This window comes from Streptomyces sirii (assembly GCF_045690365.1).
Lineage (GTDB): Bacteria > Actinomycetota > Actinomycetes > Streptomycetales > Streptomycetaceae > Streptomyces > Streptomyces sirii.
Window position 1 is genome coordinate 930,411 of the sequence record NZ_CP147982.1, and the last position, 14,479, is coordinate 944,889.

At 69.0% G+C, this 14,479-nt stretch carries 11 protein-coding genes and 1 pseudogene; 6 read left to right on the plus strand and 6 right to left on the minus strand.

Features of this window, described 5'->3' with window-relative positions; all coding sequences use genetic code 11:
* Positions 1 to 121 precede the first annotated feature (121 nt).
* Complete coding sequence (locus WAB15_RS04415) at positions 122 to 1,669, plus strand: hypothetical protein (protein WP_407285399.1); 1,548 nt, start codon at positions 122 to 124, stop codon at positions 1,667 to 1,669.
* A gap of 209 nt (positions 1,670 to 1,878) precedes the next feature.
* Positions 1,879 to 2,643 carry a YqjF family protein gene (locus WAB15_RS04420; RefSeq protein ID WP_399144701.1) on the plus strand — a complete coding sequence of 255 codons (765 nt, stop codon included), beginning with the start codon at positions 1,879 to 1,881 and terminating at the stop codon, positions 2,641 to 2,643.
* A 16-nt stretch (positions 2,644 to 2,659) separates the two neighbouring features.
* Here WAB15_RS04420 and WAB15_RS04425 read toward each other — a convergent pair whose 3' ends face one another.
* The 4 genes and pseudogenes from WAB15_RS04425 to WAB15_RS04440 form a co-directional block, all read right to left on the minus strand.
* Positions 2,660 to 5,524 carry an NACHT domain-containing protein gene (locus WAB15_RS04425; protein ID WP_407285400.1) on the minus strand — a complete coding sequence of 955 codons (2,865 nt, stop codon included), beginning with the start codon at positions 5,522 to 5,524 and terminating at the stop codon, positions 2,660 to 2,662.
* Positions 5,525 to 5,632: 108 nt separating this feature from the next.
* Positions 5,633 to 6,031: a trypsin-like serine protease gene (locus tag WAB15_RS04430; protein WP_407285401.1), complete on the minus strand. Its 399-nt coding sequence runs from the start codon at positions 6,029 to 6,031 to the stop codon at positions 5,633 to 5,635.
* A 32-nt stretch (positions 6,032 to 6,063) separates the two neighbouring features.
* Positions 6,064 to 7,055 (minus strand): annotated as a pseudogene (locus tag WAB15_RS04435) (S1 family peptidase).
* Between the two features lie 104 nt (positions 7,056 to 7,159).
* Entirely contained in the window at positions 7,160 to 8,329 is a 1,170-nt protein-coding gene (locus tag WAB15_RS04440) for a macrolide family glycosyltransferase (protein ID WP_407285402.1), read from the minus strand.
* Positions 8,330 to 8,762: 433 nt separating this feature from the next.
* Between WAB15_RS04440 and WAB15_RS04445 the strand changes: the two genes are divergently transcribed.
* Positions 8,763 to 9,011: a hypothetical protein gene (locus WAB15_RS04445; protein ID WP_399144696.1), complete on the plus strand. Its 249-nt coding sequence runs from the start codon at positions 8,763 to 8,765 to the stop codon at positions 9,009 to 9,011.
* Between the two features lie 193 nt (positions 9,012 to 9,204).
* Here the strand turns inward: WAB15_RS04445 and WAB15_RS04450 are convergent, their stop codons facing one another.
* Complete coding sequence (locus tag WAB15_RS04450; RefSeq protein WP_407285403.1) at positions 9,205 to 9,795, minus strand: isochorismatase family protein; 591 nt, start codon at positions 9,793 to 9,795, stop codon at positions 9,205 to 9,207.
* Positions 9,796 to 9,955: 160 nt separating this feature from the next.
* On the opposite strand from WAB15_RS04450, the gene WAB15_RS04455 reads away from it, so the two are divergent.
* Together WAB15_RS04455 and WAB15_RS04460 are read left to right on the plus strand one after the other, a co-directional pair.
* Positions 9,956 to 11,008, plus strand: coding sequence for a GlxA family transcriptional regulator (locus WAB15_RS04455; RefSeq protein ID WP_407285404.1), 1,053 nt, complete (start codon positions 9,956 to 9,958; stop codon positions 11,006 to 11,008).
* 33 nt (positions 11,009 to 11,041) lie between these two features.
* A complete protein-coding gene (locus tag WAB15_RS04460; protein ID WP_399144693.1) occupies positions 11,042 to 11,881 on the plus strand; it encodes an alpha/beta fold hydrolase in 840 nt (279 codons plus the stop codon).
* A 36-nt stretch (positions 11,882 to 11,917) separates the two neighbouring features.
* On the opposite strand, the gene WAB15_RS04465 is transcribed toward WAB15_RS04460, so the two are convergent.
* Positions 11,918 to 13,036, minus strand: a complete 1,119-nt coding sequence (locus WAB15_RS04465) for a PP2C family protein-serine/threonine phosphatase (protein ID WP_407285405.1) — start codon at positions 13,034 to 13,036, stop codon at positions 11,918 to 11,920.
* Between the two features lie 479 nt (positions 13,037 to 13,515).
* On the opposite strand from WAB15_RS04465, the gene ppk2 reads away from it, so the two are divergent.
* The gene (ppk2, locus tag WAB15_RS04470; protein ID WP_399144691.1) at positions 13,516 to 14,334 is read left to right on the plus strand and encodes a polyphosphate kinase 2; all 819 of its coding nucleotides are present in this window, start codon (positions 13,516 to 13,518) and stop codon (positions 14,332 to 14,334) included.
* Positions 14,335 to 14,479: the final 145 nt, after the last annotated feature.

Genomic DNA, 14,479 nt, shown 5'->3' on the forward strand with positions numbered 1-14,479 from the left:
CTCCTGATGTCCATGACACGATCTTGCCGATCGTTACCTGTCGGTAGCGGCGACCCCTGGGGCACCGCCTCTCGCGGACTCCCCCGGGTCCACCCCCACTTCACTTTTCCAGGACCCAACCTTGCGCAGATCCAGCAGAATTGCTCCTCTACTGGCCCTCACCACCGCGTCCCTGCTCGTCGCAGGGTGCTCGTCACCGGGATCCGACCCGTCCGCCGATGCGTCCGACGGCGGCAAGGAGCCCGCGGCCGCCGCCGGTTCGGCGACCCCGAAGCTGACCGTCAAGGGCACCGACGACGGCGACGGCGGCGCCCAGAGCGCCGTGGCCCGGCCCGGCGGCAGCCACCCGGGTCGGCTCGCCGAGAAGTCCGCGCTCAAGGTCGCGTCCTTCGACCGCAGCAGCGGACGAGCCGTCATCACCGCCCCGGCGGTGCGGCCTTCGCCGAGCAAGCCGGGCGTCCCGACGAAGTCGCCGGAGTCCGGCAGCCCGTCCGGATCGCCGACCGCCACGCCCTCCGCGCCCCACTCCACCGCCCCGTCCGCCGATCCGTCCGCCTCCCCCTCGAAGAGCGCGCCCGCGCCCAAGGCGGACGTGGCCGTCGGCGACGTCATCGCCAGCGCACCCGCACCCGGCGCGCCCCAGGGCGTCCTCGCCAAGGTCACCAAGGTCGTCGGCAAGACGGACCGGGGCACCGAGGTCAACACCGCCCCGGCCACGCTCGACGCGCTGCTCGGCGGCTCCACGGCGCACGGCACGGTGCCCGTCGACCCGGCCGCCATGAAGGTCGAGCCCATCGCCCCCAAGGTCAAGGTCTCCTGGGCCAAGACCGGCGGTCTGCACTTCGGCCCCAAGGGCGCCTCGCTGCCCCTCGGCCGGCTGCGCCTGGACGTGGGCGCCTCGCTGCCCACACCCTCCGGCGGACCTGTCTCCGCCGAGGCGTCGGCCACCGGCTACGTCCAGCTCGCCCCCAAGGTCGACTTCTCCTACGAGGGCGGCAAGGGCGGCGGCGTCGGCGGCGCCTCGCTGACGCTGTCCGGCGACTGGTCCTCCCAGTGGGAGCTCAAGGGCCGGGCGGCCGCCTCCACGGAGGCCAAGCCGCTGCGGCTACCCTTCGCCAAGCTGCACGCCGACCCCGTCATCCAGGTCGGTCCGGTGCCGGTCGTGGTCAACCTCGACCTGACCTGCTACCTCCAGGTCGACGCCGACGGCAAGGCCAGTGTCGACGTCAAGCAGGACCTCAAGGGCGACTTCACCGTCGGCGGCAGCTACCAGTTCGCCAAGGGCTGGGCGCCGATCGCCAAGGCCAAGATGCATGGCACTCCGGTGCGGGCCACCGCGGCCGCCGCCGGCAAGGTCAAGGCCTCCCTGGGCGCCGAGGCCAGCGTCGGCCTCTACGGCGCCGTCGGCGTCACCGCGGACGTCGCCCCCTATCTGCGCGCCGAGGTCGCCGGCACCGCCTCCGCCGACTCGGACGGCAATGCCTCGGCCACCGGCAGCTGGGCGGCCTACGGCGGTATCGACGTCTCGGGTGCGCTCCGTGCCCACCTCGACATCTTCGGCACGCCGATCTTCGACCGCCGTATCCCGCTGGGCACGCTGAACCGCGAGTGGAAACTGGCCGGCGGCAAGGGAACGGTGAGCCGCACCCCTGCGGGAAAGCAGCACTGAGGACACCCGCCCTCACCACTCCCCCAACGGGCTGACGCCGTCCGCGACCTGCTCTCGGCGTGATGGGCGTTTCAGTCGGCGAAGGTGCGCCGACTGAAGCGCCCGGCGCAGCGGGGAGGGCCGTCGATCGCAGCCGCTCCGACCGCGTGGCAGGCGGAGTTCCCGGCCTCCCCGGATGTCGTCACCACGCCCTGTGCGATCCTGACGCCGTGTCCCTCACGTCGCCCGTTCCCGAACCGATCACCGCCGACCCGACCGGTTCCACCGACGGCCCGCTGCTCACCCAGTCGTGGCTGGACCTGACTTTCCTGCACTGGGCCGTGGACCCGGCAGACGTGGCCCACCTGCTGCCGGCCGGCACGGTCCCGGACACGTTCGACGGGGCCACGTATGTCGGCCTGGTCCCGTTCCGCATGCACCGCGTCGGCTGGTTCCGCCTACCCGGCGTGCCGTATCTGGGTACGTTCCCGGAGACCAACGTCCGCCTCTACTCGGTCGATTCGCACGGCCGCCGCGGTGTCGTCTTCCGCTCGCTCGACGCATCCCGCCTCATACCCGTGGCGGTGGCGCGCACCGTCTTCCGTATGCCGTACCTGTGGTCGCGGATGGCCATCCGCCGCAACGCCGACACCCTCACGTACACCAGCACCCGACGCTGGCCGGGCCCTCGCGGAACACACAGCCGGATCACCGTACGCCCCGGCGAGCGCATACAGCAGCCCAGCGCCCTGGAGCACTTCCTCACTGCCCGGTGGGGCATGCACAACACGTTCTTCGGGCGCCAGATGTACCTCCCGAACACCCACCCGCGGTGGCCCCTGCACCGGGCCGAGCTGATCGAGTGCGATGAGCGCCTCACCGGGGCGGCGGGTATCCGGACGGTGCTCGGCGAACCCGTGAGCGTCCTGTACTCCCCCGGAGTCGCCGTCCGATTCGGACGACCGGCACGCCCCGGCGGTATCCCCACACCCTGAGCGGGAGCCCCACTGATCACGAGACAGCGACGCTGTCGTCGATCCATTCGAAGAAGTCGATCTCGCCGGCAGCCCAGCTCCTGATGCGTTCCTGGTCTCTCTTCGGCAACTGCCCGACGCCCTGCGGCAGGCGCCTGGGCTGTCGCGTGGTCCGCGACCTCATGAAGTCGCTCAGCAGCGGGTGGGATTCCGCGATCACGCCTGGCTGGTTCTCCGCCATCAATTCGCAGAACGCCATGGTGAGGTATGCCAGACCGGCCCTCGCCTCGACCGAGTGTCGCAGCGACCTCATCAACGCTGTGGAGACGATGCGAGTACTCCGCTCGCTGCCTTTGAAGAGGGCGTAGGGAGGGGCGGGAGCCTGCTCCGGCACGATGTCGTACGGTGCAAGCGCAGCGAGCTGCTCAAGCATACGAGCGCACCGATCGAGTGTGGGGCGGTCGGTGGCCGGGCCGGCGAGCCGGCGCATGACCCACATAGCGGTGCACGGGTCTCCGCCGCCACGCAGCTGATACAGCCCCCCGTCGAAGAGCCGGCACAGCTGACCGACGAAACGGCCTTCCTCCCCGAGACCGATCACGCCCTCCTGCAGGCAGTTCTCCCATGCCCACAGGTTGGCATTGATGATCCGCGTGAATTCGTGCGGTCGATCGTCCCGGAGGCGTGCGAAGGCGTCGGCGACCATGCCCTGCATGGAATCAGCATGCCGGAAGTCGGCACGCAGGAGGTGCTTCGCGAACTGGGCGTGGGCGCCCTGTGTGAAGCACTGGACGACACGGTCGGTGATCAGCTGAAGTGCGCTTCCGTTGAGCATGACGATGTCCGCGCTCTTCGCCAGGAACTCGACGAGCGCTTCGTCCTCGGCGGCCACGTGACCGGAGTTGGCCGCCAAGCAGTGCTGGTAGACAAGAGAGGCGCCGTGGGGGAACTTCCCGCTGGCCAGCGAAAGACAGATCTGCGAGAAGATCTCCAGTCGTCCCGAGGCGATGTTGCGGGCGATCTCGTCCCCGACCTTCTCAGGTGAGTCGGCGTGCCGTACCAGGTACTGAGCCGCGAAGTACTCCTGGAAGCTCTGGTGCGTGAACGAGTACCGCTCCTCGCCGGGTATCCCACCGACCACGTCGGTGAACATCCAGGCGCGGCCGCGACACAGGTCGATCATGCGTCGAGCGAGCTGCACTGCGGTGACGCGGTCCGGCACGGCTTCCTCCAAGAGGTTCTTGACCGCGACGTCACGTACCTGGCCCTTCGTCATCCCGTACTGGTACTCGGGTGTCAGGAGGGTGTGATAGGCGATTTCGGCGAGCACCACTTCGAAGGCCTCGATGTCCCATACCGGGTCGCCGATTCCCCGGTGCGAATCCCAAGTGCGCAGGAGCAGTTCCACGCATTTTTTGTAGATCTTGGGGCGACTGCGCGGGATTTCGTTGTATCCGGCGTGCAGCAGACAGATGACCGCGAGCATCAACGGGTTCTGACGCAGGTCGTGAATGGTTCTGCTGTGCTCCATGAAGTTCTCGACCAGTTGATCCACCGTCGCATCGCGGCCGCCGGCGCGACGGACGAACCACTTTCCGGCGTACTCCTTGACCTGACCGTCGCTGAAGGGCCGCAGCGCGTAGTCGCAGAAGAGTTCCTGGTCGAGCCGGACGGAGGAGTAGCCCAACCGGCGAGACGTCACCACGAAGCGGGACAGTGGGTATGCGATGCTGGCCGCCTCGATGACATCGCTTACCTCACGGCCCCGGACCGTCGTCGGCACTTCGTCCAGTCCGTCGAAGATGACCAGGGCCGAGCCGTTGAGCAGGAGTTCTTCGACCATGCCGGGAGGGGCCGGCTTCTGGTAGATGTCGCGCAGCGCGCGCTCGACCTCCTCGACCAGGTTGAACCCGCCCCGACTGAAACGGATCTGGCGTACCTTCAGCAGGAAGGCCACTCCCTTGTGGCGTTCACACCATTGGCAGGCCAGCACCTGGCTGACGGTCGACTTCCCGGCACCGGGGTCACCGAGAATGACCGTACGGTCCAGGGCTTCGAGCATCCCTGCGAAGTTCTGGCGCGAAACGTGGTCCCTGACTCCTGCGGCGTCCGAGCCGCCCTCCACATCCATCTGCAGCATTGCGGCGTTCGGCTCGACGAATATCTCGCGATAGGGGATGAGTGTCCGCAACTCCAGGTCGGGCAGCTCTATTTTCTCGTTGCGATACAGGAAAGCGGCAAGGTACTCCTTCTGCCAGCGTTCACGTTCCTCCGCCGAGGCACGCCTCTCGTTCCGGAGGGCGGCCAAGTGACGTTCCACGCTGCTGATGGCGGCGAGCTCCAGCGTGTGCCCGGCCCAGGAGAAGCCGCCGTCCGACTCGGACAGGGTGAGCTTCATGGAGGCGGCAACGTGCCGGCAGCCGCGGTCCAGAGCGGCGAAGAGCGCCCGGAGGTACGGGGTGAGCGCATGAGCCTCGGTACCGGGGAGTGACTCGGACAGAAGGATGCCGAGCCCCTCTTCGATGCGTTCACGTTGCACCCGCCACACCACGTCGTGGCGGTCCGGTACGGCCTCCTCCCGGCTCTCCCCGATCGGCCAGGGGTCGTCCGTGCACAGGTGAATGGCGATCAGCTGACGCGCCAGGGCAGTGAACGTCGACTGTTCCACGATGCTTTTGATCTGTGCGTTCGTCACGCCGGTGGGCAGGTCGTCAAGCAGGCCCAGCGTGCTGAGATCTCCCTGGTGCGGACCTCCGAGATGGGCCAGTACGCTCGCGGCGTCCCGTGGCTTCTTGACACCACGCTTGATCAACTCGCGCCGGGCCCGGCCCAGTAGAGGCTGAACGGCCTCTCCGGCGATCCGTCCGGCGAGCGCTGCGGCAATGCTGCTGGCTGGGTCCACGTGTTCATCATCGTCCGGAGGGCACGGTTTTGTCAGATGATCGCCGTTTTCTCCCAGCTGCCGCCGGAATTTCGTCCCTGCGGCCCACTGTCCGCGACCGTCCGCCGGTCAGACGTCCCGGATCTGGCGGGCGATGTCCCGGGAGAAGGCCGAGACCCGGGTGTAGACGCCGGGTGTGGGCGTGGTGTCGTTGCTGTTGGCCAGCCAGCTCACGATGCCGATCAGTCTGCCGCCTGCGACCAGTGGACCGCCGCTGTCGCCCTCGGCGTGGTGGGCGCCGGTGACCGGGTCGTTGGCGCAGGCGTGCATCTTGGGGTCGTAGTCGCCTCCGGGGTTGAGGCGTTGGCACGTCCTGTCGGGCAGGACGCGCAGGTCGGCCGATCGCAGGAGGTTCGCCTGGGTGTTGTCGTAGTCCAGCAGGCCCCAGCCGTAGACCCGGGCGGCGGTGCCCGGACGGTACACACCGGTGTCGGCGGCCGTGGCGATGGGCAGCGGGGTGTACTTCATTCTCCTTGGCTGTCCGGCTGTCCGGCTGTCGGCTATCCGGCTATCCGGCTCTGGAGGAGCGCGTAGTAGGCGGCGGTCTTGACCGCGACGCCCGGGTAGAGGCGGTCGGTGCAGCTGCCGCCGCCGCTGATGACGGCCACGAGCCGGCCCTTGACGACGACCGGCCCTCCGCTGTCCCCGTGGCAGGCGCTGACGCCACCGGCCGGGTAGCCCAGGCATGTCGTGTAGCGCTTGGCGTAGCGGCGACTGCCATACGCGGTGACGCACTGCTCGTCGCCCCGGTTGGGGATCAGCGCGGTCTGCAGCGGCGGTACGCGGTCATCGTCGTCGCGCCCCGTCGTGGTCCCCCACCCCAGCACCCTGCTGGGTGTGCCCTCCTCGTACAGGTTCTGCTGCGCCGGAGTGGCCAGCGGCAGAGTCCGGTAGGGCAGGGGGCGTCGAGAGTCAGTACGGCGATGTCGTGCGCGTAGCTGGCGTCGTCGCCTTCGGTGTCGGCCTTGGGGTGGATCCACACCTTCGCGACCTTGCGGACCTTCCCCTCGCCGGTCCTTCGCAGGTCCTCCCGGCCGGCGACCACACGGAGGAGATCGACGGTCGCCGGATTCACACAGTGGGACGCGGTCAGCACCTTGCGCGGTGCGACGAGGGTGCCCCCGCAGTCCGCTTCCTTCATGTGGTCCGATGCCGTCAGGGCGACCGTCCAGGGGTACTTCTTGAGGTCGGCGCGGTCCCCTCCGACGACCGCGGCGGCGGGTGGGGTGGCCGTGGCAACCAGTGCCGCCCCGGCCAACGCCGCGCGCCCACAAGGGTGCCGCGGCGTGCTCTGACTGCGTTCATGGCTCCTCCGTGGCGATCCGGGCGAATGTCGCCCAGGGAGAGGCCGCGCACCGTGCCGCGGTTGCCTGCGTCGTGACGACTCGCGGCAACGGCGATACGGATCAAGCCAGTTGGTCGGGCGCCGCGACGGCCCGGTCGAACCGGAAGGCGGCACGAACGCTCCGCCGGAAGGCGTGGCCGGCGGCACGTGGGCTGGGGGCGCGGACAGCCGTCCGCCCGGTCGGCGGCGTACCGCTCACGGCCGCCGACTCGCCCCCAGCCACGCTCGATCACGACGTCACACGACGGCGTTCAGCGGATGTACTCCTCGACCAGGTCCGCGCCGCGGGTCGCTCCGCCGCTCTCCCGCACGACCTTCTGCATCCGGTCGAGACTGGCGCGTACCGCACCGTCGGAGGTGACTCGGGCGACGGTGGCACGCAGCGTCTCGGCGGTCAGCGTGGCGGGGTCCAGTTGCTCGCCGAGCCCCAGTTCCTGTGCCCGCCCGGCGTTGGCGGCCTGCTCGGGCATCTGCGGGACGGTGATCAGCCCGACGCCGTAATACAGGGATTCCATCGTGGAGTTCATACCGGCGTGGGAGACGAAGGCCGCGGCATGCCGCAGCACGGCCGGCTGCGGGAATCGCGGCCGGACGTCGAAGTTCGGCGGTATGTCCCCCAGCAGTGCGGTATCCAAATCGCCGACCGACATGGCCACTTGATACAGCCCGTCGGCGAAGGCCTCGATGCAGGTGCGGTAGAACTCGGGCCGGTCGTTGAAAACCGTGCCCAGCGATATGAACAGTACGGGTGCTTCGGGGTCCGCCGGCGTCCACGGTTCGGCGTGTTCGCGGCTGCCCAGCGAGGGGCCCACGAACTGGAAGCGGTCGTCGAAGGTGTCCCCGGCGGGCTGGAACTCGCGGGGTATGAAGACCAGGTTCAGCTTCTCGACCACGTCCATGCTCGCCGGATCGAGCGCGATTCCGTGGTCGGCGGAGAATGCCGCGCAGCCGTCGGCGACCGCGGTCGCGACGGGATTGTCCTCGCCGAGCCCTCCCAGGAACTCGCTCATCAACGAAAAGGATTCGTTCGAGGCGAGGTTCGGAATGCAGCGCACCGCGGGCAGTCCCAGCTGCTCGGCGAGAATCCGGGGGGACCAGCTCATCGCGTCATAGCAGATCGCGTCCGGCGACTCGGTGGCGCAGTACTCCTGCAGGATCGGGTAGGTCGCGCTCGTCGCCGCGAAGAGATGGCGAATGAAGAGGCCGAACGTTTCGGGACCGAACTCGTTGGGGACCGGGATGTGTTCCGGTGTCGGCAGCTCCACCCAGCGGGCCCCGGCCCGGGTGACGACGTCGGCGTGTTCGGCTGTGGTGGCGTAGTCCACGCGGTGCCCGCGCCGTACCAGTTCCTCGACCAACGGCAATGTGGGGTTGACGTGCCCGTGCCCCAAAAGGGCTACGAATAACAGGTGTTTCGACATACTCCGATGCTACCCAGTCCGGATTCACCGACCTCGGTCTCCCCTACCACGTGACGAGATCCGCACCACACGATGGACGGCGGGGGCGGACTTCAAGCCGCGGGAGCGCTTCAGGTGAATCGGCGACGGACATCGGTGGCGATGCGCGCGTCAAGCCCGTCCGACAGTCAGGTGACAGGGCGGCAGGGAAAGCCCCCGAGCCCGGGCGCCCGCGGACAGCACCGGGCTCGCACGCACCGGACATCCGGTCGGAGCACCCCGCGGTCACCTGAGGTGCGGGGCATCCGCTGAAGGGGTCGGCCGGCACCGGTTCGCGGCGCTCACGGGATTCGGCGCGCCGTCGGGAGATTGCCGACTATTTCGTATTAGCCTTTCGTCACCTCACGAAGTCGATCAATCGTAGATCGCATACGCTCAATCCACCGGAGATGAAATGTGCAAGCTTCGCAAGGCTGCCGTGGGGATCGCCGCCCTCGGTAGCGTCGTCGCCCTTGGCGCCGGTACCGCCCATGCCGACGGCGGCCCGGGCGGCGGCTCCTCGTTTCAGATCATGCAGGGCAGTTCGTGCAGGTCACACGATCTGGGTGTGGATGTCCTCGGCGAGGTCGGAATCGTCGGCGGCCTGCAGTCCACCGCCCTGGGTTCGTCCATCGGTTGCAACAACAGCTTCGGGAAGAAGTAACCGAGCAGCGAATAACTTGCCCGGCCCATTCGTATGTTTTTATGCCGGATGAAATGCACCCGGCATAAAAATCCCGCTCGCTCAGCCGCCGGTCCGCCCCCGCACACCGGCGATATGGACCTGGCTACGGTCTGGCGGGGCGGACTGCGGCGTCCTCTGTGGCGAATTCCCCAGAAGTCGCCTGACCCTATGGTCAGTTCAAGGTCGAGCCGGACGGGACGACGACGCCGTAGAGGTCGTCGATCGTCGCGAGGGCGCTGTGGTGGAGCTGTTCGGCGGACAGGTCGGCAACCGCCGTCTTCAAGGGTCGCGTCGCGCAGGCGTCGGCGACGACGGTGGGCCGGTTGCCGCGCAGGAACGCGCCCGCCGCCGTGAAGGTCACGCACATGTGTGTCATGAACCCGGCGATGATGACGTCCTTCTTCCCGGCGGCGTCGAGGTGGTCACCGAGATCGGTGCCGACGAACGCGTCGGGCACGGTCTTGACGACGACGGACTCACCCTCGATGGGCGCCACACGGGGGTGGATCCGGCCGATTTCCGCCTGGACGTCGTACGGCGTGCCCTCGCCGCCGTCGTTGATGACGTGAATGACCTCGGCACCCGCGCGCCTGGCTCGGGCCAGCAGCGCGGCGGCCGAGTCGAGGGCGGACTGCCAGCCCGCCAGCTCCATCACGCCACGGGTGTAGGTGTTCTGATAGTCGATCAGAAGCAGGGTCGCGTCGGACAGGGACGCCGGCGTCTGATCGAAGCCATTGAGTTCCCGCAGAGTCGTCGTAGACATTGCCGCACCTTCTTGGGTTACGTGTCGAAAGAATCGGGCCACCACGCGATGGCGCATTCCACGCTACGATCCGCCCCACATGGCGGCAATGTCATGCAACTTGCAGATACCGACACTCGGTGCGCCGCCACCTCGCTGTGGCCGAGCGGATGGGGAACCCTTGAGCGGCATGGAACGGTGCATCGTCGTCCTCCTCTTCGACGGCGTCGACCTGCTGGACGTCACCGGGCCGCCGGAGGTGTTCTCCCTGCTGCGGCGGGAGGTGGACGACGCAACGGGTTACCGCGTCGTGCTGGCCGCCGAAACCATGGATCCCGTGACCACCGCCGCCGGGGTGCGCGTCCTCCCCGACACCACGTTCCAGGAAGCGTCCGGGAGGAGCATCGACACCCTCCTGGTTCCCGGCTCGGTCGAGGTCGACGACCAACGCCGGGTGCACGCCGTCGCCGACCCCACCGTGGTCCACTGGGTGAAGACGCTCGCCGGCAGGTCACGGCGCATCGCGTCCGTCTGTGTGGGGGCGCATCTCCTCGCGGCCGCGGGACTGCTGGACGGCAGACGCGCCACCACCCACTGGTCGACCGCGCAGCAGCTCGCCGCCGAGCATCCGTCGATCGAGGTCGACGCCGACCCGATCTTCATCCACGACCACGAGGTGTGGACCGGCGCGGGCATCACCGCCTGCCTCGACCTGTCCCTCGCCCTGGTCGCCGAGGACTTCGGCGAGGCCGTCGCGCTGCGCGTCGCCCGGCAGCTGGTGATGTACCTGAAACGACCGAGCGGACAGAGCCAGTTCAGCGTCCCGATCGAGCCGGTCTCGACGACGCGGCGCATGGACGATCTCCGGCACTACATCACGCGGAACCTCGCCGAACAGCTCACCGTCGCCGATCTCGCCGCACACGCCCACGTAAGCGAACGGCAGCTCACCCGTATCTTCAAGACGGAACTCGGCATGACCCCGGCCGCCTACCTCGAATCGGCCCGCGTCGAAGTGGCCCGGAATCAATTGGAATCCACGGATGACACCCTCGAACGTGTCGCATCCGCCTGCGGATTCAACACGGCCGCCACCCTCATCCGCGCGTTCCGCCGCAAGCTCCATACGACACCGACGGAGTACCGCAATCGCTTCCGGCGGTCGAGTCCCAGCCGCTCCGGTCGGTCGACCAGTGCGGTGGTCGAGCCGAGTGCGGTTTCGGTCGTCGAGTAAGGTCGGGTCATTCTGCCTGGGGTGGGAGTAGTCGTGGGCGATGAGGCGGAGTTCTTCGCGGCGTACGACGCTGCGCTGCGGCGCTGGCCGGTGGCGGTGCGCAGCGTTGACGTGCCGTCCGCCTACGGCACCACGCGCGTCCAGGTCTGCGGCCCCGAGAACGGCACCCCGCTCGTGCTCCTACCCGGCGGCGGAACCACGTCGATGGTGTGGTTCGCCAATGTCGAGGAGCTCGCCCGCACTCATCGGGTGTACGCCGTCGACCTGATGGGCGACGTCGGCCGCAGCGTCCACGACGGGGCGCCGTTGCGCGGTGCCGGGGACCTGATGGCCTGGCTGGACGGGGTCTACGAGGCTCTGGGGCTGAGCGAGGCGCAGCTGTGCGGGCACTCCTACGGGGCCTGGATCGCCTTGAACTACGCGCTCCACGCGCCCCACCGGGTCGACCGGCTGGCCCTGCTCGAACCCACCGGTTGTTTCGCCCCGCCGAGCCCGCGCTACCTGCTGCGCGCGGCGCCGCTGCTGCTGAGGCGCACCGCCGAGCGGGAGCGTGCCTTTCGTCACTGGGAGACCGGCGGCGCCTCCGAGGACCCCAGGTGGGAGGCGTTCTTGGACAGCACCGCGAGCGCCCGGCGTTCGAAGGTCGTGGTGATGCGCCGCCCCGGGGCAGCGGAGCTGAGGGCCTGTACGGTCACCACCCTGGTGCTGGTGGCCGGTCGCAGCCGGGCGCATGATGTCCGGCGGGTGGCCGTCGGGGCTCGTCGGCTGCTGCCGCAGGTGGCCGTCGCGACCGTGCCGGACGCCTCACACCACTCCGTGCCGACGGAGCGGCCGGCCGAACTCAACCGGGTGCTGCGGGACTTCTTGGGCTGAGCACGGTGTTCCCTGGGCCTACGCTGTTCCCTGGACCTACGCAGGGCCCTGGGCGCGGCCCTTGTCCCGCGTGACCGCGAGCAGCGCCATATCGTCGGTGATGCGGCCGCCGGTGTGGTCGCTCACCTCGGTGAGCAGGGTGTCGAGCAGCGCGTCCGGGCCGGGAAACTCAACGCCGGTCAGGCCGGCATCCGGGTCGTAGAAGTCCCCGGCGCGGTTGCGCGCCTCGGTCAGGCCGTCGGTGTACAGGAGGAGGCTGGACCCCGGGGGGAAGGGCACCGTGTCGGCGCGGTCCTGGTCGGCGCCCAGCTCCGCCAGCCCCCAGGGGAGGGTCGGCTCGGAGGGTTCCGCGCTGTGCACATGGCCGGCGTGCAGCAGCAGGGGTGCGGGATGGCCGCGGTTGACCAGTCGCAGTTCATCCCCGCCGTGCGGGATCTCGACGAGCACGCCGGTGACGAACCCCTCGGTCCGCTCGGGGCCCGCCCGCCGGTCCCTCTCCCGCACCAGTGCCCGCTCCAGCCTGGCGGCGATCCCGGCGAGCGTGGCCTCCTCCTCGGCGGCCTCCCGGAACACCCCCATGGCCACGGTCACCACCTTGACGGCGTCCATGCCCTTGCCCCGTACGTCGCCGACCAGGCAGCGCACGCCGTACGGGGTGTCCTGTGCGCCGTAGAGGTCGCCGCCGATCTGAGCGTCCTTCACGGCCGCCTGGTAGCGCACCGCGATCCGCAGCGGCCCGACCGACGCCGGCAGCTGCGGAAGCACGGCGCGCTGTACGGCGAGGGCGACTCTGCGTGCCGACTGCAGCCGCACGTTGCTGTAGTACATGAGGCGGTTGACGACGATGGCGAAGGCGGAGACGGTCACGACCGCCGCCAGCTCGCTCCGGCCACCGGAACCTTCGATGAAACCGAAGTGGCTGAGCAGCGCGAAGTCGGCGACACAGGCACCGATGGCCGCCAGTACCGTCGCGCGCAGCGACAGCAGTGCCGCGGCGGTCATCGGCGCGGCGGTGTAGAAGGCCTCTCCGCTGAAGTGCGGCGAGGTGTGGTAGTCGAGGAACGCGCCTCCGACGAGCAGGATGACGGGCAGCAGCTGGAGGTGGCGCAGGCACCAGCGTCTGGCGGTGGTGCGATCCGCGCTCGGTGCCCTCACGTACCCGCTCCCACTCTGTCCGCAGTACGACGTGTCAAGCATCCTCGTGCGGGATTGCCGCTGCCAGTCGTGGCGCGGCCGTACGATCCGCGCCGGTCATCGGGCGGGCCGGGAAAGCGCAGGTAGGAGGCTTGGGGGCGGGGCCAGTGGGGTGACGGGGCGAGGGTGCCGACGGCGGCATCGGCAGGCCGCGGATCCCGGCGAGCCGAGCCCTCGTACCCCGTCTGGACGACCACAGCGCGCGAGGTCCGACCTCCAGTGCAAGTATGAAGATAACTCCGGTGGCCCCGGGTCGCGTCCAGGTAGGCGCGGCCCGGGGCCGATTTGTGAGGGCGGGACCGGCCGAAGCCGGCCGAGGAGAAACCGTCCGGCTCGGCCCCGGTCGCCGCGACCCCGGTTCCTGTTCCCTGACTCCGTCCGGCCGGCAGAGCGGGAAGAGCGGCGATCCTTCGTACCGTCTCGCATCGCAGAGGTGAGAAATGGGAGAGAAGCACAGCGGTGAAGGACACACCAAGCTGTCGCGGTCGGTGTACGAGCAGGAGCTGTACCGGCTGCAGACGGAACTGGTGGCGATGCAGGAGTGGGTGCGGGCCGACGGCGCCCGGCTCGTGGTGGTCTTCGAGGGGCGCGACGCGGCGGGCAAAGGGAGCACGATCAAGCGCGTCACCCAGTACCTCAACCCCCGGGTGGCACGGATCGTGGCGCTGCCCAGGCCGACCGAGCGCGAGCGTACCCAGTGGTACTTCCAGCGCTATACGGAGCACCTGCCGGCGGCGGGCGAGATCGTGCTGTTCGACCGGAGCTGGTACAACCGGGCCGGTGTCGAGCGGGTGATGGGCTTTTGCACCCCTGCCGAACACCAGCGGTTCCTGCGGCAGTGCCCGGTCTTCGAGCGGATGCTGGTGGAGGACGGCATCCTGCTGCGCAAGTACTGGTTCTCGGTGAGCGACGAGGTGCAGGAGCACCGGTTCCGGCGCCGCCTGGAGGACCCGACGCGGCGCTGGAAACTCTCCCCCATGGATCTGGAGTCCTTGACCCGCTGGGAGGAGTACTCACGGGCCAAGGACGAGATGTTCGTCCACACGGACATCGCGGAGGCGCCGTGGTACGTCGTCGAGAGCGACGACAAACGCCGGTCCCGTCTGAACATGATCGCCCACCTGCTGTCCACGGTGCCGTACCGCGACATCACCCCGCCGGCACTCGAACTCCCGCCGCGTCCCCCGGCCAGCGGCTACCGGCGACCGCCCCGGGATCTGCAGACCTATGTGCCCGATCACGCGGCCGGGCTGGAGTGACGGCGACGCCGGCCGGCGGACCCGTAGGGCGCGGGGACTGTTCTGCGACTGGGAGGGAACGCCCCTAAGCGCCAGATTTGCCCCTAGTGCTCACATCATGGGCACGCTTGACTCGCGCACGTCAGCACTTTAGGTTCGCCTAACC